Source organism: uncultured Mobiluncus sp. (assembly GCF_902488535.1).
GTDB lineage: Bacteria > Actinomycetota > Actinomycetes > Actinomycetales > Actinomycetaceae > Mobiluncus.
The window spans coordinates 154917-177289 of the sequence record NZ_CABTWO010000002.1 but is presented as its reverse complement, the minus strand read 5'-3'; the positions used below and the strand labels follow the sequence as shown (position 1 = coordinate 177289).

At 56.4% G+C, this 22373-nt stretch carries 17 protein-coding genes and 2 tRNA genes; 7 read left to right on the top strand and 12 right to left on the bottom strand.

The window, feature by feature from the left end; all coding sequences use genetic code 11:
• Positions 1-41 precede the first annotated feature (41 nt).
• Positions 42-126 (bottom strand) — tRNA-Ser (locus tag RDL66_RS01665).
• A gap of 93 nt (positions 127-219) precedes the next feature.
• Between RDL66_RS01665 and RDL66_RS01660 the strand changes: the two genes are divergently transcribed.
• Together RDL66_RS01660 and pyk are read left to right on the top strand one after the other, a co-directional pair.
• Positions 220-308 (top strand) — tRNA-Ser (locus RDL66_RS01660).
• Between the two features lie 148 nt (positions 309-456).
• The gene (pyk, locus tag RDL66_RS01655; protein WP_308534745.1) at positions 457-1878 is read left to right on the top strand and encodes a pyruvate kinase; all 1422 of its coding nucleotides are present in this window, start codon (positions 457-459) and stop codon (positions 1876-1878) included.
• A gap of 121 nt (positions 1879-1999) precedes the next feature.
• Here the strand turns inward: pyk and RDL66_RS01650 are convergent, their stop codons facing one another.
• The 4 genes from RDL66_RS01650 to pheA form a co-directional block, all read right to left on the bottom strand.
• Positions 2000-3280, bottom strand: a complete 1281-nt coding sequence (locus RDL66_RS01650; RefSeq protein WP_308534743.1) for an AGE family epimerase/isomerase — start codon at positions 3278-3280, stop codon at positions 2000-2002.
• A 222-nt stretch (positions 3281-3502) separates the two neighbouring features.
• Complete coding sequence (locus RDL66_RS01645; RefSeq protein ID WP_308534742.1) at positions 3503-4372, bottom strand: HAD hydrolase family protein; 870 nt, start codon at positions 4370-4372, stop codon at positions 3503-3505.
• 47 nt (positions 4373-4419) lie between these two features.
• Entirely contained in the window at positions 4420-5709 is a 1290-nt protein-coding gene (serS, locus tag RDL66_RS01640) for a serine--tRNA ligase (RefSeq protein WP_308534741.1), read from the bottom strand.
• A gap of 57 nt (positions 5710-5766) precedes the next feature.
• On the bottom strand, positions 5767-6777 hold the full coding sequence (gene pheA / locus RDL66_RS01635) for a prephenate dehydratase (RefSeq protein WP_308534739.1): 1011 nt from the start codon (positions 6775-6777) through the stop codon (positions 5767-5769).
• 69 nt (positions 6778-6846) lie between these two features.
• On the opposite strand from pheA, the gene RDL66_RS01630 reads away from it, so the two are divergent.
• Both RDL66_RS01630 and RDL66_RS01625 read left to right on the top strand, forming a co-directional pair.
• The gene (locus RDL66_RS01630) at positions 6847-7452 is read left to right on the top strand and encodes a hypothetical protein (RefSeq protein WP_308534738.1); all 606 of its coding nucleotides are present in this window, start codon (positions 6847-6849) and stop codon (positions 7450-7452) included.
• A 68-nt stretch (positions 7453-7520) separates the two neighbouring features.
• Positions 7521-9587 carry a hypothetical protein gene (locus RDL66_RS01625; protein WP_308534737.1) on the top strand — a complete coding sequence of 689 codons (2067 nt, stop codon included), beginning with the start codon at positions 7521-7523 and terminating at the stop codon, positions 9585-9587.
• 15 nt (positions 9588-9602) lie between these two features.
• Here RDL66_RS01625 and RDL66_RS01620 read toward each other — a convergent pair whose 3' ends face one another.
• The gene (locus RDL66_RS01620; RefSeq protein ID WP_308534754.1) at positions 9603-10412 is read right to left on the bottom strand and encodes a glycosyltransferase family 2 protein; all 810 of its coding nucleotides are present in this window, start codon (positions 10410-10412) and stop codon (positions 9603-9605) included.
• Between the two features lie 129 nt (positions 10413-10541).
• Here RDL66_RS01620 and pgm point away from each other — a divergent pair, with 129 nt between their 5' ends.
• The gene (gene pgm, locus RDL66_RS01615) at positions 10542-12206 is read left to right on the top strand and encodes a phosphoglucomutase (alpha-D-glucose-1,6-bisphosphate-dependent) (protein WP_308534735.1); all 1665 of its coding nucleotides are present in this window, start codon (positions 10542-10544) and stop codon (positions 12204-12206) included.
• A gap of 21 nt (positions 12207-12227) precedes the next feature.
• On the opposite strand, the gene RDL66_RS01610 is transcribed toward pgm, so the two are convergent.
• From RDL66_RS01610 to RDL66_RS01590, 5 genes are all read right to left on the bottom strand, one after another.
• Positions 12228-12956, bottom strand: a complete 729-nt coding sequence (locus RDL66_RS01610; protein ID WP_308534734.1) for an HNH endonuclease family protein — start codon at positions 12954-12956, stop codon at positions 12228-12230.
• Complete coding sequence (locus tag RDL66_RS01605) at positions 12953-13768, bottom strand: trimeric intracellular cation channel family protein (RefSeq protein ID WP_374042891.1); 816 nt, start codon at positions 13766-13768, stop codon at positions 12953-12955. The genes RDL66_RS01610 and RDL66_RS01605 overlap by 4 nt, the downstream gene beginning before the upstream one ends.
• 182 nt (positions 13769-13950) lie before the next feature.
• A complete protein-coding gene (locus RDL66_RS01600; RefSeq protein ID WP_308534731.1) occupies positions 13951-15201 on the bottom strand; it encodes a VIT1/CCC1 family protein in 1251 nt (416 codons plus the stop codon).
• A 30-nt stretch (positions 15202-15231) separates the two neighbouring features.
• The gene (locus RDL66_RS01595) at positions 15232-15615 is read right to left on the bottom strand and encodes a hypothetical protein (protein WP_308534730.1); all 384 of its coding nucleotides are present in this window, start codon (positions 15613-15615) and stop codon (positions 15232-15234) included.
• Between the two features lie 63 nt (positions 15616-15678).
• Positions 15679-16644 carry a hypothetical protein gene (locus RDL66_RS01590; protein ID WP_308534729.1) on the bottom strand — a complete coding sequence of 322 codons (966 nt, stop codon included), beginning with the start codon at positions 16642-16644 and terminating at the stop codon, positions 15679-15681.
• A 100-nt stretch (positions 16645-16744) separates the two neighbouring features.
• Between RDL66_RS01590 and hrpA the strand changes: the two genes are divergently transcribed.
• A complete protein-coding gene (gene hrpA / locus RDL66_RS01585; RefSeq protein WP_308534727.1) occupies positions 16745-20578 on the top strand; it encodes an ATP-dependent RNA helicase HrpA in 3834 nt (1277 codons plus the stop codon).
• 83 nt (positions 20579-20661) lie between these two features.
• Here the strand turns inward: hrpA and RDL66_RS01580 are convergent, their stop codons facing one another.
• The gene (locus tag RDL66_RS01580; protein ID WP_308534725.1) at positions 20662-21483 is read right to left on the bottom strand and encodes a hemagglutinin; all 822 of its coding nucleotides are present in this window, start codon (positions 21481-21483) and stop codon (positions 20662-20664) included.
• A gap of 194 nt (positions 21484-21677) precedes the next feature.
• On the opposite strand from RDL66_RS01580, the gene RDL66_RS01575 reads away from it, so the two are divergent.
• Positions 21678-22346, top strand: coding sequence for a fructose transporter (locus RDL66_RS01575; RefSeq protein WP_308534724.1), 669 nt, complete (start codon positions 21678-21680; stop codon positions 22344-22346).
• Positions 22347-22373: the final 27 nt, after the last annotated feature.

The window sequence follows — 22373 nt, the reverse complement described above, 5'->3', positions numbered from 1 at the left end:
GCTGCCGCCCGCGCCGGTGAACCGGGGGTTCGAATCCCTCGCGGAGGGCGAGGGATTCGACCCCCCGGTGAGTTTCCCCACAACGGTTTTCAAGACCGTCACATTCGGCCGCTCTGTCAGCCCTCCAGCGCGAAAAGCGTGATATCGATTCTAGCAGGTGAAAACCGAAGCGCCGACTTTTGGAAAATTTGGAGGAATTTCGCTAGAGTTAAAACCCTTGGAGACGTGGCTGAGCGGCCGAAAGCGGCACCCTGCTAAGGTGTTAGGGGCCTCGCCCCTCGCAGGTTCAAATCCTGTCGTCTCCGCCAAACCCGCGTCACCTGGGGTGGCGCGGGATTTTTCATTTGTGCAGGCACGTCCCGGTTCTCTTTATCGTGCGATATCCGCTCGACTCAGCTCTATTGCATCTTGATAAATTCTTTCAGTTTCACCGGTTATTCGAGATAGTGTTGAACTATGCGTCGTTCCAAAATCGTCTGTACTCTCGGCCCAGCCACCAACTCGGAGGACAAGATTCGTTCGCTGATGAAAGCCGGAATGAATGTGGTGCGTATCAACCGTTCTCATGGCACCCAAGCCGAGGCGGATGAGCAAATCGCTCTGGTGCGCCAAGTAGAGAAAGAATTCGAACACCCCGTGGCTGTCCTAGTTGACCTGCAGGGCCCCAAGATTCGTTTGGGTACGTTCACAAATGGTGTTGAAAGACTCGTTTTGGGCCAGGATTTCACCATCACTACCCGTGACGTACCGGGGGACTCCAGCATTGTTTCAACTACGTTCAAAGGATTGCCAGGAGACTGCCATCCCGGTGATGTGCTGCTGATTGACGACGGCAACGTTCAGGTACGGGTGACTCGCGTCGAGGGTGAGGACGTGGTGACGAAAGTTGAAGTTCCGGGAGAAGTATCGAATCATAAAGGATTGAACTTGCCGGGCGTGGCCGTATCGGTACCCGCTCTTTCTGAAAAAGATGAGGATGATTTACGCTGGGCGCTGACTCGGGAAGTTGACTACATTGCGCTGTCTTTTGTGCGTCGAGCGGCTGACCTGGATGACGTACACCAGGTGATGGATGAAGTCGGACATCGCCTTCCGGTTATCGCCAAGATAGAAAAACCCCAGGCTGTGGACAATTTGCAGGAAATTATTCATGCCTTTGATGCCGTTATGGTGGCTCGCGGTGATCTTGGGGTGGAGATGCCGCTGGAGGAAGTCCCCACCGTACAAAAGAGAGCGATTGAATTGTGTCGTGCAGAGGCGAAACCTGTCATCGTGGCTACCCAGGTGCTGGAATCCATGATCTACAATGCCCGTCCCACCAGGGCGGAAGCCTCAGACTGTGCCAATGCGGTGTGGGATGGTGCTAGTGCGGTGATGCTTTCTGGAGAGACAGCAGTGGGCAGCTATCCGATTCAAGCCGTGGAGACTATGGCAAAAATTATCGAAGCAGCGGAAGAACTAGGCACGCGCCACTTTGCGAAACTCAAGGATGGCGACCTTGATTGGGAATCTATTATCGCACGTCATGCACTTTTAATTGCGAAGTCAACCAGTTCTAAATTCGTGGCGGCCTTCACTAATTCCGGAGCTACAGCTCACCGGCTGGCTCGGTTGCGTTCCACGATACCTCTGTATGTGTTCTGTTACCACGAACAAGTCCGGCGCCAATTGGCTTTGGAATGGGGAATCCAAACCTATCCCATCAAAATGGCGCAGCGACTTTATCCAATGATTCATGATGCGGAAGATATTTTGCTACAACGAGGTATCGTGCAACCAGATGAGGTGGCGGTGTTCGTCGGAGGCCTTCCTCCAGGGCAAAAGGGAAACACCAACTCTATCCGATTGCACCGGGTCGGTTCCTATGACGATATTTGATTCTGTCAATTGACACGGTTGACATGATGAAGATAGTAAGACGGAACTGAAGTGCCCGGTCTATCATGACCAACGCCTCGTTTCAGAATTCGGGTTGCTCTGCCACAGAAAACAGTAGCGGCTATACCCACAGTGCTTCGTGGTATTCAGCACTAAGAGGGTGATCCAGGTAACCTTGTGCAATCGCGGCGGGTACGGAAGGGGCATTGGGCAGACGCGGTGCCAACAATGCTCTCACTGAATGATAAATATCGGGAGCTCCTGGCCATACGGTGTCATCCGGTAGGTTGTTTGCGTTGAGCTCGCCGACCCAATGGCCATCAGCTTGGATGACATGTGCCTCCAAGAAGTCCCACCATCGGTAGTAAAGTTCGAAGTAGGGCTCTAATTCTTCTACGGTAGCGCCCTGTTCACGCAATGAAAAAGCTAGGGACACTAATGACTGGATAGCTTCCGTAAGAACCCAGGTAAACCGTTGACGCATCAATGGTTTACCTTGATAGTCCACGGTAAAGAAAATACCGCTGTGGCCGTCTTTGCACCATGAATCCGCGGCTGTTCGATCAAAAATCTCTCGTGCCACCTGCAAATAATCTTTCGGGGGTTCGAGACCATTGTTTTGTAAAGCGGCAGCTACTTGGATAATCTTCCGTGACCAGCCAAAATTGTGCCCGACATTGATTCCATAGGGTCGGCGTGGGTCAGCTGGAGTGCCGACATTGTAGTTTCGGTCCAGGTTCCAATTTCCATCGAAGTGTTCCGGAACTCGCCAATTGTTGTTTCTGGCTTGTTCTATGGCAAAAGAAACAATCCGCGCGGCTCGTTCAATCCACTTTTTGTCTTTAGTAGCATCAGCTACGGTCAAGAAAGCTGACACGGCGTGCAGGTTTGAGCTCATGCCGTGATAGCTTTCCATCTCTGAAAAATCCCGTTCGAAGTTTTCGTTTACACGACCAACTTCTTCATCCCAAAAGTATTTCTCTTCAACATCAATAGCTTGTTCGAGAAGGTTTTTAGCGCTGTTGACAGGGGTTAACGAGGCCGCGGCAGCTGCTTCTAACAGATAGGACATGGTTCGTGAGGTTTTCCGGCTCCCCTCCATACCCGCAGGAATACCGGGCGTGTTTGCTAATTTTTGGCGTTCTTGAATCGGCTCTATCAAAGAAAACCAGCCGTCATAATCAGAATCTTTGAATGCATTCCTGATGGCTTGGACTCCGTGTTCACATCGTCGCAAAGAACCGGGGATTCCCAATAACGATGCTATGGCGTAAATGTAAGTTGAGCGAGCCGTCAAATCCAGCTCCACAGGTTTTGCTGCATCAACACTCCCATCGCTGCGAATGTATCCAAAACCGCCGTGAATATAAGCATGCTGTCCGTACTCCAGCACCGTTTGCATGTGATTGCCTAGCCAGCGAACATGTTCTGTGGAATCGAATCTTGGCATTATCGCACCCTCCTTACGAGCCTCCGATACAAAAATTTTACCCGCTGATTCCTAAGTTTTTTCGATTTCAGTTGAATTAACAACACTTATGAAATTAGTGCAGAGAGTAAGATTTCAGTTCGGCTGGCAGGATTTTGCCGGGAGCCTTTCCCCGAGAGAGGCAGCTCGGATACCTTAAAGTCCCATTACCTGGGTGAGAGCTTCCAACACTGCACCCGCGCCCTGCTGCGTGTCCGGCAGGGTAGTGGCGTCAGCGGCTGCTTTTACTTCGGGTCGGGCATTTCCCATGGCGACCCCGTAGCCGGCAGTCCGCAGCAGGGGAATATCGTTACCGCCGTCTCCAATGGCAATAGTGTGACCCAGGTCAACCCCCAAATTCTCACAAACAGTGGCAAGCCCGTGCCCTTTTGAGGTTCCCGGTGGATTGATGTCCAGCCAGGAACGCCACCCGATGGCATGTTCCACTCCGGTAAAATCTATGCGTTTGACCGCGCGATGAAATTCCTCGTTATTCAACTCGGGTTCGCGAATGACCACTCGGGAAACCGGAGTCGCCAAGAGTATATCGAGGTCTTGAACCTCCAGAGTTTCGCGCAGTTCTCCGGGCGGGAAGGGCTTGGAAACCCGAAAACCGAGAGGATTGTCCTCGACCCCAATGCAGGCTTCGGGAAGCACCTGCAACACGCGAGCCACGATTGGACGCGGGTCGAAAGTGTATTGATTCGTCAGGGTGTAACCGCCGGCTTGAGTAAAGTGACCGACCAGGGAGCCGTTGGCGCTAGCAATCCAGGCACTCTCCAGTTCCAGCCCCTTCACCACCGGCAGAGTAGCCGGGACGGAACGTCCCGTCGTAATGCAGATATGCACCCCACCGATACGAAGCCGGTCGGCGTATTCCTTTACCTTGGGATAAATCTGCTGTTCAGGGGTGACTATGGTGCCGTCAATGTCCAGGGAGACCAACACATCACGAGGATTTTCGGGCAAGCCCATCAGGCCCAGCGCAATGGCGTGGCGTGTGACTTGTTCGGTGTACTCGCCCAAAAAAACCTCCGGTATCGGGTTAATATCGTGCTAAAAAGCTATGCAAGTTATTTACCTGGTTGACTAACAGGTTCCAAAACTTCCAACCCGCCCAGATAGGGACGCAATCCGGCAGGGACCCGCACCGAACCATCGGCCTGCTGGTGGTTTTCTAAAATAGCCACAATCCAGCGCGTAGTTCCTAACGTTCCGTTCAAAGTGGCGCATACCTGCGGTTTTCCTTCCGCATCGCGGTAGCGAATTCCCAGGCGTCGCGCCTGGAAAGTCGTGCAGTTGGAGGTAGACGTTACTTCCATAAACCGCTTCTGGGTGGGCAGCCAGGCTTCGCAGTCAAACTTTTGCGCCGCGCTGGAACCGAGATCCCCGGCCGCTGTATTGATGACTCGATAGGGTAGTTCCACCTTGGCGAGCATTTCGCGTTCCATATTGAGCAGCTTTTGATGCTCCGCCAGCGCATCTTCGGGCTTGCAATAGGAAAACATCTCAACCTTGTGGAACTGGTGGACGCGAATAATGCCGCGCGTATCCTTACCGTAGGAACCCGCTTCGCGCCTAAAACAAGCGGACCAGCCGGTATAACGCTTAGGACCGGCGGAAAGGTCAATGATTTCTCCCGTGTGATAGCCAGCCAAAGCAACTTCCGAAGTTCCGGTGAGGTACAAATCATCTGCCGGTAGGTAGTAAATCTCGTCCGAGTGCTCGCCCAGGAATCCCGTCCCGCTCATCGTCTCAGGTGACACCATGCACGGCGTAATCATCGGGGTGAACCCGTGAGCCATGGCGGTGTCAAAGGCAGCGTTGAGGATGGCGAGTTCGAGGCGGGCACCCACGCCCTTCAAATAATAGAACCGCGCCCCCGAAACTTTGGCGCCCCGGTCAGTGTCTATGGCGTCCAAACCGATACCGAGGTCGAGATGATCCTTGGGGGTGAAGCCTTCCGCCGCAAAGTCGCGAATCGGCACGCCCTCCTGGCCCAGTACCTCGTAATCGTCTTCGCCGCCAGAAGGAACTCCCTCCAAAATCAGGTTTTCCAGCACCATCGCGGCCTGCTTGGCTTCCTCGGCGGCCTGATTAGACGTAGCTTCTAAAGCCTTGACTTTTTCGCTCAGCTCCTTGGCTTGCTCCAGCAGGGCGGGGCGTTCCTCCTTCGAGGCACTGCCGATGGTCTTTGAAAAGGCCTTTTGTTCGGCTCGCGCAGTTTCAAAAGCGGTCAGGGCCGCCCGGCGGCGTTCATCGGCAGCTAAGGCCTGGTCTACAGTTGCGGGGTCGTTACCGCGAGCCACCTGAGAGGCCCGCATCGGTTCCGGATTGTCTTTCATCGCACGCAAATCAATCATGTATAAAGCATAACCGTTTTACGCCCCATCTTTGGATAACGCGTCCCCCCGGCAACCTCACACCGCGCGACCGGAGACGACCTGTTCCATCCAGGCTTGTGCCGTAGCGAAATCCATATTCGCCGTTCCCCGCACGATCTGGGTGCGCATCCGATCCGCCCGCGGGTAGGAGCCTAAAAACCGCACTTCGGGGCAGGTTCGGTGCAGCCCCATCAACGCATCTTTGACACGTCCTTCAAAAATATGACCCTCGATATCAATGGAAAAGGCGTAGCGGTCAAAATGCCCTCCGACCGGCCGTGATTCGATGCGCGAAAGGTTTACTCCCCGTGCCGAAAACTGTTCCAGCATGGTCAGCAGGGCGCCGGATTCATTATCCGGTAACGTCACCTGAACTGTGGTTTTGTCCGCGCCGGTGGGGGGAGGAATGGCTCCGGGAGGGGAAACCAGGACAAATCGGGTTTGGGCACTGTCGTCATCGGCAATCCCCTCCGCGAGAGTTTTTCCGCCATAGGCCGAAGCGGATACTGCGGAGCAAAGAGCCGCGTCATAGCCGCACGAGTCGTCCTCCACCAGCAGTTTTGCAGCCGCGGCCGTGGAAGTGGTCGGGATATGAGTCACCTCACCGATATGCTGTTCCACCCAACAGCGAGTTTGCGCCCAGGCGTGCGGATGGGTGCCGATTCTTTTGATGTGACTCAACTCAAGTCCGGAATCTGCCCGTACCATCAACGCAAAGGCAATCGGTACTAAAACTTCACCCACAATCGTCAGGGGCTGGCCGTGAGCTAAAGCGTCCAAAGTAGCGTTAACGCCTCCTTCAACGGAGTTCTCAATAGGCACGACAGCGCGATCAGCCTCGCCGGTACGAACCAGGTGCAGGGCAGATTCGACGCCGGCCGCGGGAATCAAGGTGGCGTCACGGGGCGTGATTTCTCGGGTCGCTTGCTCGCTAAAAGTCCCGAAAGGTCCCAGGAAGGAAACCCGCAGAGGACCTCTCACCTCCGGTCCGGGAAGTGATGTTCCAGTCGAAATCGATGATGCAGAGTTATTTGATACAGTGTTCATAGATGGTACTCCTCAAAATAATTATCGCGAAGCAGCGCAATTTCCACAAAAATCGGTATGATTTTAACCATGCAGACAAAAGTCAAGCCCGCTACTATGCCTCCACGCCCGACGTCGGGGCGGACGGGCAACGGTACGCGTAAACCGATTAAGCGTTCTTATAAGCCGCTTCCTACTACGCGTTACCTGGTTGCTGGTTTGACCGCGATTATTGTCAGCATGGGCCTCATCGCCGGAGCGATGAGCTCAACCAATACTTTTGACACCAGGCCCTGGGATCCTTCCCAAGAAATGCACTGGGATCCGTTCGAGCATCACATGATTGCTGGTTTGGATGTGGGCTCTCTCAGTGAGGCGGGACGTCGTACTTCTGAGGCAATCAAACCTAAGACGGGTGCAACTCCCGCAGAAACTAATACGCAGACAAAGACTGAGAAAACTCCCGAGGCGACGGTCGATGAGTCGCCGGCCTCAGGTCAAGCCAATCCAAAGCCTTCCTCAGCCAATGACGCGAATTCGTCTTCTACTGTCGTTCAGACTTTTGAAGTTCCTGGCGCGCCCCAAGAGCCGACCGCTTCAGAAGCTCCAGCCGGGGCGCCTCCCGTGGCTATGGGCCCTACCTCTAAGGGCTCACCAGTTGACCCGGTTCACGAGGTCGCGGTCCCAAAAGCATAGCCACCGGAGCGTCTTCATCGGTCTCCAGTTTGGGTGGTGCCTCCGGTTCGGTCAGCATGGCTGCGCAAGTGAGCCGCGCGCCGCTGCTAGTTTTGTTGGGTGCGCAATGGCGTTGGGATGACGATTCCCTGGCCGACCCGGACTTACGAGGACTCCTGGACAGTTCCACCCGCGCGAATTCCGTGGTGCGCACCAAAGCGAACACTACTGTTCCGGCTGCCGGTTTTCGGGCACTGGCGACGGGAAACCGGATGGGCTCAAGTGAAAAAGGCTGGAGCCTCGGTCGGGCGGTGCTGGATTCCGGTACAAACCTGCACCTCTTTGGTGATGGAGCGGCGGCCGGTCTGGGCTTCATGCACCCTGACGCGCCGGGTACCAAGTTTCCCGATTCCCTGAGCTTTTCTCCGGATTCTAGCTACCGGGGCGCCAGTCCGGAAGTTTTTGCTGACCTGCTCAGTCAGGTCATGTCTCCCGGAGCGGTCGTCGTGGTCGATATGAGGGTGTTTCCCCGCCGCCTGCAGCCCCAAATTATTCGCGCCGCCTGGCAGCGCGGTGATGATTCGGGTTGGAATACCATTGTTGCCTCAATAGCTGATGATAAACCCGCGACAAATCAAGAATCTAACGTTTACCTAATTGACAAATCTGCGCCTCAAAAAGCCATCGTTCCGCCGGGAAATCCCAGACTGCAAGTCTTTGTGGCGCGCGGCCCTCAGTTCGGCAATGGGGGCGCGACCTCGGCTTCCACCCACCGACCGGGATGGGTACAAACCTCCGACCTGACCGCCACTATCTTGGACTATGTCGGAGCCCAGAAACCACCGTGGGTGCAAGGTTCAACCATCACTACGGGAAATGTGGTCACAGTGGAGTATCTCGCGTCGGCAGCGCGCCGGGCCGCGATGATTCGCAATGTCCAGGTTTGGTTCCTTCCCGGCTTGGGGGTGGGGCTGGCTTTGTTGTTGATTGTGGCAGTATGGACACTGAATCGCCGCACTCACCCACGGCTCGGTGAAGACTGGGAACAGCCCCGGGCGCTGCTGGGATTTTGGCGAATGGTCGCAACCTTCGCCGCCCTCATTCCGGTCATGGCGTACCTCATGAACTTGGTGCCGTGGTGGGAACTCGGTCCGTCCGATACGGACGTGGCTGCCGTCAGCTACCTGTGGCTGGGTTGCCTGCTCCCGGTCATTCTCAGCGCCCTAGCGGCGATTGTCTGGAGCGCTCTGGGCTTGAATTCCCTCCTCGGCCCGCTCTTCATAATAAGCATATCGTCCCTGATAGTAGGGGTGCTTGACCCTTTAATTGGTTCCCCGATGGTACTGGATTCCATCATGGGTCTGCAATCAACAGTCGGGGGGCGTTTCTTCGGTATCGACAATGTCATGTTCGCGGTACTCGCCACCGGGGCGCTCACCTTGGCTACGGTGGCCTACGGGCTGGTAGAGCAACGCAAACAACCTAACGTCTCAGAAAAGTCCCTGATGGTAGTGCTGGTAGTGCTAGCTGGCGCGGTGATTATTCTGGACTCAGCTCCCAGTCTGGGGGCAGATTTCGGCGGCACGATGGCTCTGATTCCCGGCTTTGCCATACTGTTCTTAAAATTCAACCGAAAACCTCTAACAATCCTATCATCTGCGATGATAGCCTTATTGACCGTAGTCGTAGCAGCTATATTTGCTTATTTAGATTGGTTGCGACCTGCCGAGGAACGCACTCATTTGGGCAACTTTATCGATACCCTCGCCCAGGGTCGAGTGTTACCGGTACTGATTAACAAATCGACGATGGTTTGGAATGCCGGCTGGCCGGCGTGGCTCATTATTAGTGTCATTCTGGCTATCCTGCTGGCACTGGCGATTATTCTGGCTCCGCTGTTCGCCAATATGCGCAACCCCTACCGGCGTGACTACGGCTGGCTGTGGGGCAGTATCGGCGCCAAACTAAAACCCGAAGGAATCACCTGGAATCACGCGGAAAGAGCCTTATTTACGGCTTGGTGTACCACTATGGTGGTGGGAATGCTACTCAATGATTCTGGAATCCTGCTGGGCATGGCAGGAGCCGCAGTCATGTTCCCAGCCATCTTGGCACAGGGATGTCACAAATTCCTGACAGACCAGCCCCAGCGCTAACCGCTCAACGCAACGTTATTTCAGGCAGTAAACCTCGCCGGGCTGCTGTTTACTCGCCGCGGCTAGGCGCAGCCGCAGCGGAGCCCGTACATGGCGCACAAAGCGTGTTGCTGCGGCTAGGAATACATCTCGGAATTGGCTCAGCCGGTGACGGTACCCGGCCATATCGTTGCCGGTAGCACGGTGGGTCAGGTCGCAGGGAACTTCCTGCACCGAGTACCCCTTAACCAGCAGGTCGATAGTCATGCCGGTTTCCACACCCCACTTGTGCGCCAAAGGCTGACAATCGAAAAACGCTTCCGCACTGAGGCAACGTTGACCGGACAGGGGCTGGAGCGGTTCCCACCCGGTCGCCCAGCGAATCGCTCGACGCGACAGACGTGTCACAAAACCGTGACCGCCGGCACCGGCTTGGCGGGGCAGCGCGGCTATGGCACAGTCCGTGCGTCCCTCCATTACGGCCTCGACCAGCGGGAAAGTCTGGGCCGCGGAATCTCCTAAGTCCGCGTCCAGAAACAGGATGAGACGGCGAGGACCGTCTTCGGGGTCGCGCATAGCCGCGACTTTTGCTCCAGTTTCCATCGCGCTGGCCTTACCGCGGTTGACGGAATGACGCACCACCACGGCACCGGCACTACGCGCGGCTTCTCCCGTATTGTCGGTGGAACCATCATCAATCACCACGAACAAATCCGCTCGGGGCAGCGCCTTGCAGGCACGAATAGTCGCCCCAATCGAATCGGCTTCATCCTTAGCAGGGATGATGACCGCGACTTTCTGGTTCGGATCGGGAACGGCTGCGGCGGGGTTCTTAATGTTTTCCATGTCAGCTTCAGGCACGTGTGCAATTTTAAAGCTCCATTGGGCCAAATGCGAGCTTTCGACGCCAGAAGTTTCCGGGTTTTACCCTCTAAACGTCCGCCCCGGAACAGAAATTGGTGAAACAATGAGGCTATGCATGAACGAGCTGGACAACTTGCCAAACCGGAAGACCTAATCAACGTTGATGAAGTCATCAGCGCTTACTATGACCTGGAACCCGACGTGAACGAGCCTGCACAGGCAGTTTCGTTCGGCACTTCGGGCCATCGCGGATCATCTCTGGACCGCGCCTTTAACGAGGCTCACATCGTAGCCACCACGGCCGCGATTGTGGAATACCGTCAGTCGCAAGGATACGACGGGCCTCTGTTTATTGGTCGCGATACGCACGCCCTGTCCGAACCGGCGTGGCGTACCGCGCTGGAAGTCCTCGCGGGGATGGAAGTGCGCACTCTGACTGACGCGCGCGACTCTTTCACCCCCACGCCCTCCGTATCTCACGCCATCCTCAAGGCAAATGGTGCGGGCACTGCGGGAGGCGTGCGACTGAGCGGGGCTGGACTAGCTGACGGTATCGTCGTTACCCCTTCGCACAATCCGCCTCGTGACGGCGGCTTTAAATACAACCCGCCCAGCGGGGGTCCCGCCGATTCAGACGCGACTTCCTGGATTGCTAATCGTGCCAACGAAATTTTGCGTCAGGGGTGGCGTTCAGTACCGAGGAGTCCGCATCCTGAGCAATCTGATTTCATCGGGAAAACAGATTTTCTACCGTCATACGTCGATTCATTGATTGACGTAGTTGACGTTGAGGCGATTCGGTCCGCGGGGATTCGTATCGGGGCTGACCCCTTGGGTGGCGCTTCGGTAGACTACTGGGCTGCCATCGCGGAGCGTTACGGATTAAATCTGACGGTGGTGAACGAAAAGGTCGATCCGCGCTGGTCTTTCATGACTTTGGACTGGGACGGCAAGATTCGGATGGACTGCTCCTCACCATACGCGATGGCTTCTCTGCGTCAGGTGATGGAAGGCGGTTCGGCTCCCTATGATATTGCGACTGGAAATGATGCTGATTCGGACCGTCACGGTATCGTTACTGCCGACGGCCTGATGAATCCCAATCACTATCTGGCGGTGGCAATCGAGTACCTGTTCACCCACCGTCCGCACTGGGCGCAGGGCTGTGCCGTAGGTAAAACCCTGGTGTCCTCGGCTTTAATTGACCGGGTAGTGGCCGATATGGGACGCAAACTTGTCGAGGTCCCAGTCGGTTTCAAGTACTTTGTGCCCGGGTTGCTCGATGGGTCCGTAGGCTTCGGAGGCGAGGAATCCGCCGGCGCATCTTTCTTGCGCAAAGACGGCACCGTGTGGACCACCGACAAGGACGGGTTGATTGCGGCTCTGCTGGCCTCCGAGATCCTCGCAGTGACCGGGAAAACTCCCAGCGCTCTGCACGAGGAACAGGTGGCCCGGTTTGGTGCCTCCGCTTACGAACGAGTGGACGCCCCCGCTACCAAGGCGGAAAAGACCAAACTCGCGGCCTTGGCACCCGAAGACGTTGCGGCCTCGACTCTGGGCGGGCAACCGATTGTCGACCGCCTGGTACAGGCGCCGGGCAACCACGCCGCTATCGGCGGGTTGAAAGTCACCACCAAGGACGCTTGGTTCGCCGCGCGTCCCTCGGGCACCGAAGATATTTATAAGATTTATGCCGAATCGTTTAAGGGTCCTGAGCATCTCAAGGCTATTCAGGAGGAAGCAAAACAGGTGGTGGCCCAGGCTTTGGCAAAGTAAGGCGGATTGCGCCAGGCTTGCCTAGCATTTGGCTAGGGCAGAAAGTAGCGCGGTCTTTTCCGCGGCGGTGATCGTCAGGTTCCACCGGTACTTGATGTCGATTTGCTGGCGGGCGTAGGCACAACGGAAGTTGCGGTTCGGAGGCATCCAGGCATCGGCGGAGGCGTCGGATTTCTGTTGGTTCGCCGGTCCGTCTGCCGCCAGAAGCACGCTCGGGTCGTTTGCGTAGGCCTCCCGCTGTGCTTTCGTCCAGGCCCAAGCCCCGGACTTCCACGCATTACCCAACGCCACTACGTGGTCAATCTGGACTTTACGTCCCGGCGCTGTCTCAAATTGCATGGTTTTGCCGGTGTAAGGATCGTGAAAGATTCCCCCGGTCAGCCGGCACGGCTTAGCACTGTTTGCAAAACGCGGGGACTGAAAGTCCCGAGCCAAAATTTCCGCCCTGGTATCGCAGCCGTTTCCGTCGCGGTCCATCCATCCCGCTCCGAACATATCGCGCTGATACCCACTAGGTCCAGCATCTTTACGAACCGTCAGGGCACACAGTTGCCTCAGGGAACCGCCGACTTTCGCGCTGGCGGAACCGGCGGGGCAGTGGAGGCCGGGGGTCGGAAAATTCGCCAGATTAGGCCCCGCGCCAGGCCATAGCGCCCACCACACCAGTGCCGCGCAGCCAACCAAGACAACATCGCCGATACTGGCTCGGCGCACCGGGGTGGATGTCTCGAAGTTAAGTGAACCGCTCACTTCTCAAGTGTGGTACCGGAGTCTTCGGTTTCGCCATCCTTGTTGGTTTTACCTGTGGAAAACTGGTTTTTCCACAGCTTCTTTGTCTTAGCATCTGGATAATCCCCGCGGGCGATTCGGCGGGCCCGCTGCGCTGATTTCCACTGCTGGTGAGTCATCGAAATCGTCCAGTCGTGAGTTTCGGGCAGAACCCAGCGACGCCACGAAGCCAAAATGGTGAGGGTCGAACCGATGAGAGCCGCCGCCACCATACCGGTCAGGGGGTATCCGAGTTTATAGAAAGAAGCATCGGCACATGCCGCAAGGATGGCCGGAATGGCATAGAGACTGCTTCCGCCGAAAACCATCGGCACATTGCCCGCGGCGATATCGCGTACCATCCCCCCGCCGATAGCGGTGACGACACCCATTAAGATGGACGGAATCACATCGAATCCCAAGCTCAGAGCCTTTTGAGTACCTGTGCCAGCCCAGATTCCCAGCACCAGGGCATCGAATAAAATGAGAGTGCGCCGCGACCATTTGCCGTCAAACTTCCACAGTCCGGCGACCAACGCCCCAGCCAAAGCCATAGTCAAATAAAATTTGTCGGTCAGGGCTACAGGTGGCGCGTTGTTCAGCATGATGTCGCGAATTATGCCGCCTCCCAAAGCGGAAACGACCGCCAAAACCCCGAAACCGACCAGGTCGAAACGTTTTTGACGAGCCAGCCTGCCGCCGAGGATGCCGTTGAGGAAAACGCCGGTAATGTCGAGAATCCTAAACACCTGAGGTAAAAGGTCGTTGAAAGAAACTGGTGCCGCTGCCGGAATAGTTGTGGAAAACAGGCCGGTATCGAAAGAGAATATAGCACTCAGCACGTGAGCATTTTACCTGAGGCAAAGCGAAACTTTCCCCGAAAAATCGCCAGAGGTGCAAATCATGGCGGTTTCATTGGTAACCTGCGTGTTTTGTGGCAGGGCAGGACGAGAAGACCGTTGTTGCCGGGGGATTTTTACAGGGAAAATGCCCCCCCGGCGGCGAGACCCAATAGGTAAGTGACGACGGCAGCACCAATACCGATAGCGGCTTGCCGCAAGGCTCGGAAAAACGGCGGTTTACCTGACAGAATACCGATGGTTCCTCCAATCATCAACAACATCAGTCCGACCAGGACGACCGCGACGCTAATAGCAAGAGTTCCGCTGAGTCCCAGGAGGAAAGGGATTAGGGGAACGAACGCACCCAGGGTGAAAGCCAGAAAAGAGGACACGGCCGCCTGAGACCCGGAGCCAATCGCCTCCAGCTCGCCAGAGGGAGTGTCCTCAGACGCTAAGGCGAACGGATTACCGGCTTGTTTTCTGGATTCTTCAGTTGACATTCTTGACGCAGAAGGGAGGGTGGCATCGTCCCCTGGCCCATTTTTTTCGTCCGGGGTCTCGCCCGGGCAGGAGTCCTGTGGCTGGTCGGGCGAAACCTCTTTAGACAGCGTACGTGACTGCAGTTGTGCATCAATGGCTTCCAAGGCCAAAACCGCGTGCGCGGCTGCCTCTTCAGGCTTCTCACCCCGAGCCATGAACAGGAGTTTCAGTTCATTAGCGGCGCGATCCAACATAGGCAGACGCTGTTTCACATCGGGGTTGGGTCGTGAAGATTCCAACAGCTCGCGTTGAGACGTGATGGAAATGTATTCTCCCGCACCCATCGACAGGGCTCCGGCCACCAATCCGGTCAATCCGGTGACCAAGACTATTGACGGCGCAACGCCGGTACCCGCAATGCCTGCCACGAGAGCGAGATTGGAAACCAAACCATCGTTGATCCCGAAAACCATGGCTCGGGCTCGTCCCGAAAACCGGGCGCGAGAGCGGGCTGCCAAAGCCCGCACTACCTCGGAATGCAGGTGCTCATCCGCCGCCATCTGCGGGGTGGCGTCGGCATCAACATCGTAGGTGCCGCGTTCTTCGGAGCGCTGCATCATCGCCAAGACGAAAATCGAGCCTATCTTGATTGCTAGCCCCTGCAGCAGCCGAACATACCAGGGGCTGTGTGGAGCCGGCTCTGCGTGAGTGCCGAGGTGCGCCAACCAGTAATCCTCATGACGTTTTTCGGCATCGGCCAGTTCCAACAGAATTTCGCGATTCATGCCGTGGCGTTTTTTAGCGATAGCACGGTAAATCTTGGCTTCGTCACGTTCCTCGGCGAGATAGCGCCGCCAGCGTTTAATTTGTTCCGGTGTGGGTTCGGCGAGGTTCTGTGAGTTCATCTACTGTGGTAACCTCTCGACCGGTTCGGCTTAGTCGACAATTTTTCCATCAATAATAATGTGACCGTCTTTATCGCGGGTAACACCGTCTTTATCGGTTGATGTGGTTGACGATTCAGGAGGGTTGTCCCCAGCTCCCTCGGCATTAGCAAAGCCCGCCCAAGCGGCACCGCCCCCTGCGTTCAACTGGCTCTTTAGGTTCTCAGCCAACTTATCGACGAGCTTAGCCCCCTGTGTGCGCAAGACATCGTTCAACTTTTCGGCGGTCACCCTGCGGGCATCAGTGACGCTTTCCGAATTAGCAATTTTTGCCGCAAACCCCTTTACGCTGCTAATTTGCTTTTCACTCATCCGCAAGGCCAATGCGGCTCCGGCCCCCAAACCAGCCAGAAACAGCCACTTGCCTTCAGACATTGCACGCACCTCCGAAAAACTCTGCGTGACAATTCTACTGTTTGCCGGCCTTTAGCGCCAAAGCTAGACCGGAAGGGACGTGGCTTTGCCAGACCGGGACAGTACGTCCGCCACGAAAGCGGAAGCCACCGTGGTCTTGCCCTGAGTCAGCGCGTTAGCCAAATCCAGGGCTTCAAAAATCTTTTCCGGAGCCCCCGCTAAGCGCGTTTTGGCCACGAAATCCAAGTCCTCGCGCAGCGGCAGCGTGAGGGACTCCAAACCAAAATCTCCCGCAATCCCCACGGCAACTTCCGAATGGATGTCTAATTGAGCCCGCATCAACACCAGGGTCTCTAAAGCGGCTTCCAAGTTCGTTCTCTCGCGACCTTTCGCGTCAATGATTTTGCCCACCACGCGTTGAGTTGCCAGATACTTCAACTGTTCACGCCGGGGCTGGTAGCCATTGAGAAGGTCCAACGAAATTGTTTCAAAAGCACTCATAATCCCATGGTTTTGGGAATGCAGTGTTCCGGGCAAAACACTTAAAGCTGGATGCAGGCCCGCGTCGGTGGTATGACGGGCCACCTGTATCAATCGCGAATCGAGGTTCTCTCCCGGAACCTCAATCTCGATGCCGTACCAGCCATTATCCGCCAAGCATGACACCAGTTGAGAGAATGCGCGGGAATTTTCCAGCACTTCCCGAGCACTGACTTCGGCACGCAAAGCCCTGCCCAGCTGGGGGGAAGCGTCTCCCAGACAAAAAAATTCAGACCATGAATCCGGATCAGCAACCGGAATCCTCACCCCGATTTCTCCGCGCTGGGCGGGCACGCCGAGCTGCAGCTCCAAGCGCAAGGCCGTGGCAAAAGCGGAGTTGACATAGACTGTGTCGCCCAGGGCTTGGCTCAAAAGTTTCGTGTTTTTCCACGGCAAAATGGGCACCTGAACCGGGAGGAACGGGGAAAAATCCGATGTCGCAGCGGGCCTCGAAGGCAAACTGGCGGCATCGGTCGGCTCCGGGGGCAGATTCGGCGTCGAGTTATTCACGCCCCTATTCTCTCGCATTCACGGGCTGGTGGGAGCATCCCGGCGAGTTTACCCGCTGACAGGTGAAGTTTGAGCCATCCTTGCCTAAAATAGGTGGGTTATGTCCCTAGAGTTGTCCTATCCCTCCGACTTGCCCCTCAGCGTGGCACGACCGCAGATTCTGGCTGCCCTGCGTCAGCATCAAGTTGTCGTTATCAGCGGAGCCACCGGAAGCGGAAAGACCACGCAGCTGCCGAAAATGTGCCTGGAAGTGGGCCGGGGCACGCGAGGGATGATTGGCCACACCCAGCCGCGTCGTCTGGCGGCCCGGACCGTCGCCTCGCGAATCGCCTCCGAACTGGGTCAGTCACTAGGTTCCACGGTTGGTTACCAGGTGCGGTTTCGCCAAACTTTGGGTCCTGAGACGCAGATCAAACTGATGACCGACGGGATTTTGCTGGCCGAAATCAGCCATGATCCGCTGCTGAAACAATACGATGCGCTGATCATTGACGAAGCTCACGAAAGGTCTTTGAACATTGACTTTATCCTGGGCTATTTGCAGCGTCTGGTGGTGAAACGCCCTGACCTGCTGGTGATTATTACTTCCGCCACCATTGATTCCGAACGTTTCGCCACGGCTTTTGGACCCGATACTCCCATTATTGAAGTCGCGGGCCGAACGTATCCGGTAGAGGTCAGGTATCGCCCCTTGGTTGACGTGGATGACGAAAGTTCGGGGGAGTTCACGTCCGACGACGCCGAAGAGGACCTCTCGAGGGCAGAAACCGGCGAGATTGACCAAGTCACCGGCATTTTGCGGGCGGTGGATGAACTATGCCGGGAAGGACCCGGAGACATTTTGGTTTTCCTGGCTGGCGAGCGTGATATTCGCGATACAGCCCAGGCACTGCAGGGACACTTGAGGCGCCGTTACGTGGCTCCCGGTCAGCGGACCTCAGTTCCGGGAGCTGTGGAAGTGTTGCCGCTGTATTCACGGCTCAGCGAGGCGGAACAAAAGCGGGTGTTTGCCCCGCATCCTTACCGGCGAGTAGTCCTCGCTACGAACGTAGCCGAAACGTCCTTGACCGTACCGGGTATCGTTTACGTGATTGACCCCGGAGTGGCACGAATTTCCCGATATTCAAACAAGACTCGCGTGCAGCGCCTGCCGATCGAACCCATCTCGCAAGCCTCCGCCAATCAGCGAAAAGGGCGCTGCGGCCGGGTGGCTCCAGGGGTGTGCATTCGTCTGTATTCCGAAGCTGATTTATTGTCTCGCCCCCCTTACACCGAGCCTGAAATTCAACGGACTTCCCTGTCCGCGGTGATTTTGCAGATGGCGGCTCTAGGTTTGGGCGAAGTTGCGGATTTCCCCTTCCTGGATCCGCCCTCGCCCCGTTCTGTTACGGATGGGGTGACAGAACTCAGCCAGCTGGGAGCGTTGGATACCCACCAGAAGCCCGCTCGACTGACCCGTCTGGGGCGCAAACTTTCCCGGTTCCCTCTCGACCCGCGCTTGGCACGCATCCTTATCGAAGCGGATCAGCTCGGAGTTATTGACCTCGCGGTCGTTATCGTAGCTGCGTTGGCAATGCAAGACGTGCGGGAGAGACCCAGCGAACGCCGGGCGGAGGCCGACCTCGCTCATGCCCGTTTCGAAGACGAGCGTTCGGATTTCTTAAGTTATCTGAAACTGTGGAGTTACCTGCAAGACCGGATTGAAACCCTGTCTTCCAGCGCATTTCGCCGGTTGTGCAGCCGCGAGTTTCTGCATTTCCTACGGGTGCGGGAGTGGATTGACCTGGTGGCGGAACTTCGCGGAATGTGCCGCGAAGTTGGGATAAAAACTAGGGAAATCAAAGAAGTAAACCTTGACCAGGTTGACGTCGAGAGGCTGCACCGAGCTATCTTGAGCGGGATGCTCACCCAGATTGGGTTCTGGTCAGAGACAAAAAGGGAATATCACGGGGCACACGGAACCCGATTCGTGGTGTGGCCGGGTTCGGGGTTGAGCCGCAAACACTACGACTGGGTCATGGCTGCTGAGTTGGTAGAAACATCGCGACTGTTTGCCCGGACAGTGGCACGGGTGGAACCCGAATGGATTGAACAAGCGGGATGTTACCTGTTGACGCGAACATATTTCGATCCCTACTGGTCCACACGTTTTGGGTGCGCCATGATTCACGAGCGCGTCAGCCTGTTCGGGATGGTTCTCAGCGCGGATCGTTCCCTCCCGTTGGCATCTTTACGAGACACGGTGGTGGAAGGGACCCCGGCCCGGACTCTGGCGCGGGAGTTGTTTATCCGTCACGGAATTGTGCGCGGCGAATGGCGTTCGGTCTATCCCTTTAGGAAAGAGAATCAGCGCCGGCTAGAGATGGCTGCCGAAGCGCGGCGGCGGCGCCAGATTCCCGGTGAAGTCGATCCCTATTCTTTAGAGAACTGGCTGGAAACACGCATTGACCCCGCTGTTACCTCAGGAGCCGCCTTCGAGGCGTGGTGGAAGAACCAGCGTCTTGAGCACCCGGATTGGTTGGAATACCCCTGGGATCTATTGGTGCCGGATAGCGGAGAAAATGCTGACCAATTCCCTGATTTTTGGCCGGCGGGTGAGCACCTGCTGCCACTGGCCTACACGTTTTCGGGCAAACGCGGACCGACCCCCGAAGCGGCTCATCACCGTGTTTCGCCCCACAACAAAGGGAAAAAATCCCGCAAAACCAAAGAACGTGAGATTGACACGGTTGACCTTCCAGAAGGGGTCACCATCATCATCGATGAGGCAATCTTAGAGTCTCTAGACTCCCGGGGCTTCGATTGGCCGATTCCCGGAGCGCTGCGTGATTACCTGCTGGCCTGCGTCAAAGCCCTGCCGAAATCCGTGCGGAAGTACGTGGTACCCGCGGCAAACTGCGTTGACGAAATCCTGCCCCGATTTGAGCAGTTTATAAACGAGCCTCCCCATCATCGTCCCGACTTTGACGAAATCTTTACCCAGAGCGTAGCCGCGGTGCGCCAAGTCGAACTGAGCGCGACAGACTTAGCCGCCATGCACGCGGCTTTGGAGGAAAGCCAGCGAAACCACTTCGCGATTGTGGGACGCAGTGGGAAAGTCCTGGGGCTGGGAGACGATTTTCAGGCTCTACGTGACCGCCTGATTGTGAAAACCACCCAGGAACAAGGCAAAGTCTGGGCGCAACAGGAAGCCGAAAAAGCCAAAGTCGAACGGCCCAGAAATTTTGCTGAGCAACTCAGTCAAGCGCTGTGCCTGTCGGAGACGCGAGTGTCGACCCGGTGGCGAGGAGCGGAAGCAGCGGCTTTGGCCGCGTCCCCCTACCCCTCCACTTCTGCCCTGATTGCCGCAGCGCAAAGCGCGGCGGGTCGGGCATTGGTGGAGGAATACCAGGCGGAGGGGCATTTCCTAGCAGACGATACCAACCTAACTGACCTGCAGGAATGGGCTATTGACCGCTTTGAGGATCAGGTCTATTCAATCCTGCAATCCGTCGCTGCCACGATGCAGGTACAAGGCGAACTCGAGCAGCAGTTGCGAGAGGCCACCGGCTCTAACCTCACCGCCACCAAAGCAGATATTGTAAACCACGTAAACCAATTGGTGGGCGGTGACTTCTTGGCGAGGACACCTGCCAAATGGCTGGCTCAGCTGGCTCGTTACTTGCAGGCGGACACCTTAAGATTGGACAAAGCTCGGCGTAACTCTGCAGGTGACGCCCAGTTAGCTGAACGATTCGCAGAAGTTGCAGCGGCCTTTGACACGGCGGTGACAGCGGCGGAGGCGCGCCCCTTTAACGCCGAGACACATCGCCGTTTACAGGAGCTGCGTTGGCTGCTGGAGGAGTACCGGGTACAGACCTTTGCCCAGCAACTCGGCACGGTTGAAAAAGTGTCGGCCAAACGTATAAATAAGCAAATCCTAGCCCTAAAATAAGGAATTCTACCTGGTTAGTTAGTGCCAAATAAGGCTCTGTAAAAATGCTTATAAATGCTTACTAACTGCATTGATAGGCTTATTTAGCGACGCGAATCCCCAAACCAAGTCTTGAAAATACCGTAAAAATTCGCGTTTCCGTAGCTGGAGCATTCGCCGGGTGTCCCACTCAGCAAAGCGGAATCTGGCTGATAAGGCGTGTAGTTGTAAAGCGCCGTGGTCGCCTGATTAGCCAGAATCACCGGAGCCGAGCCGCAGCTCGCAAGGGGAGAGTAGGGGATATTGTTGGCTACCCCGGTGTGGAAAGGGAACTGCGCGGGGCTCTGCCGATAGCGCTGAAACTGAGCCGCAGCGTAGTAAACCTGGGTTCCGAAACCGAAATATTGCGGGTCACAATCCGCCCCATCGGGGCAGGCAAACCCCGTTGCCACCTCGTAGTGGCGCGGGGACAAACTGTAGTCAGAGGCCGTGAGCAACCCCTGTTCCTTTTGCAGCAACACCAGCAGCACCTGAGGATTGATCTTGCACGACTGGGCGGTTTTATAGATGATTGTTGCTGCTGATTCTCCCGGTGCCCCTTGATAGCCTTCGCAGCGGGGCGAAGCAGGAACATCGATAGTGTCCTCGGTGTAGTCCGCCAGACAGGGGGTGGAGAGACTCACACACCCCGCGTTCTTGTCGCGGATAAAGTTCTCTATGTCCGCTTGGGTCATGGATTGATAATCATAAAAAACCTTGTCGGTGATGATGTTTCCGGGGTCAAATCCAGACAGGTCAAGGGTGGGAGCCGCCGGTCCTGTCGCCGTTGGTGCAGCCGGTTGCTCAGTATCGGCAAAAAAATGAATCCCCGCCGCAGCCAAGGCCCCGCCCAAACCGAGCGCGACCAAGGCTATCCCCAAGATCACCAGAAGAGCGCGGACGGCCCCACCCTTGCGCCGCCCTCCCCTGGGTGTGCCCGCGGGTGGGTAACCCCTTGGGGAGGGACGTGGGGACATTCTGGTGGACACCTCACTATCGTAACCTACCTCCCGTGAGGAAAGCTGGGGCTGTTAGACTGGGAGAGCAAACCCATTTCAATCACAGCGAACCGAGGATAATCATGGTCCAGACTTTCTCAGGCACCCTTGATGAATTGCTCAGCGATTTGGCTACGGAACTAAAGGATATGGCTGATAACGGACACGTCCTGCGGGTGGTTGGCTTTACCGGCGCGCCCGGAGCGGGCAAGTCCGAGGCAGTAACCAGGCTGATGAAGCTGCTGGATGGTTACGTTTGGGGCGCGCAGCCGCTGCTAGCCGGCATTATTCCGATGGACGGATTCCACAAGTCCAACGAAGTCTTGCAAGCTGAGGAGCTCAGCGACTATAAGGGACGCCCGGATACGTTCGACGTGGTGGGCTACCTCATGGCTCTGGATCGGGCCCACGATGCCAAAACGGTGGTGTATGCCCCCGGCTACGACCGTCAACTTGGTCAAGCTATCGCGGCACGTTACAAGGTCGAGCGAGAAGGCGTGGTGCTTACGGAGGGCAACTACCTAGCGCTGCAAGACGGGGCGTGGGCTCTGGTTCGCGAGGCAATCGACCTGCTGATTTATCTGGAGGCACCGCCGGAGGCAACGCAGGCTCGCCTAGTCGCCCGTCACACACTTCACGGCAGGACCCCGGAACAGGCTCTCGTTTGGGTGCAGCGGGTCGACGAACCGAATCGGCTGTTGGTTCAGAGCTCGAAAGAGCGGGCAGACCGCATCTGGAACCTACTCGCCTGAGTAAACCAGGTTAACCAATTACAGGCG

Bases quoted from the DNA above. Each gene is read 5' to 3' on its own strand.
- RDL66_RS01595 (WP_308534730.1), bottom strand. From the start codon at position 15,615: ATGTCTGAAGGCAAGTGGCTGTTTCTGGCTGGTTTGGGGGCCGGAGCC.
- RDL66_RS01620 (WP_308534754.1), bottom strand. From the start codon at position 10,412: ATGGAAAACATTAAGAACCCCGCCGCAGCCGTTCCCGATCCGAACCAG.
- RDL66_RS01575 (WP_308534724.1), top strand. From the start codon at position 21,678: ATGGTCCAGACTTTCTCAGGCACCCTTGATGAATTGCTCAGCGATTTG.
- RDL66_RS01600 (WP_308534731.1), bottom strand. From the start codon at position 15,201: ATGAACTCACAGAACCTCGCCGAACCCACACCGGAACAAATTAAACGC.
- RDL66_RS01650 (WP_308534743.1), bottom strand. From the start codon at position 3,280: ATGCAAACGGTGCTGGAGTACGGACAGCATGCTTATATTCACGGCGGT.
- pheA (WP_308534739.1), bottom strand. From the start codon at position 6,777: ATGAACACTGTATCAAATAACTCTGCATCATCGATTTCGACTGGAACA.
- hrpA (WP_308534727.1), top strand. From the start codon at position 16,745: ATGTCCCTAGAGTTGTCCTATCCCTCCGACTTGCCCCTCAGCGTGGCA.
- serS (WP_308534741.1), bottom strand. From the start codon at position 5,709: ATGATTGATTTGCGTGCGATGAAAGACAATCCGGAACCGATGCGGGCC.
- RDL66_RS01630 (WP_308534738.1), top strand. From the start codon at position 6,847: ATGCAGACAAAAGTCAAGCCCGCTACTATGCCTCCACGCCCGACGTCG.
- pyk (WP_308534745.1), top strand. From the start codon at position 457: ATGCGTCGTTCCAAAATCGTCTGTACTCTCGGCCCAGCCACCAACTCG.
- pgm (WP_308534735.1), top strand. From the start codon at position 10,542: ATGCATGAACGAGCTGGACAACTTGCCAAACCGGAAGACCTAATCAAC.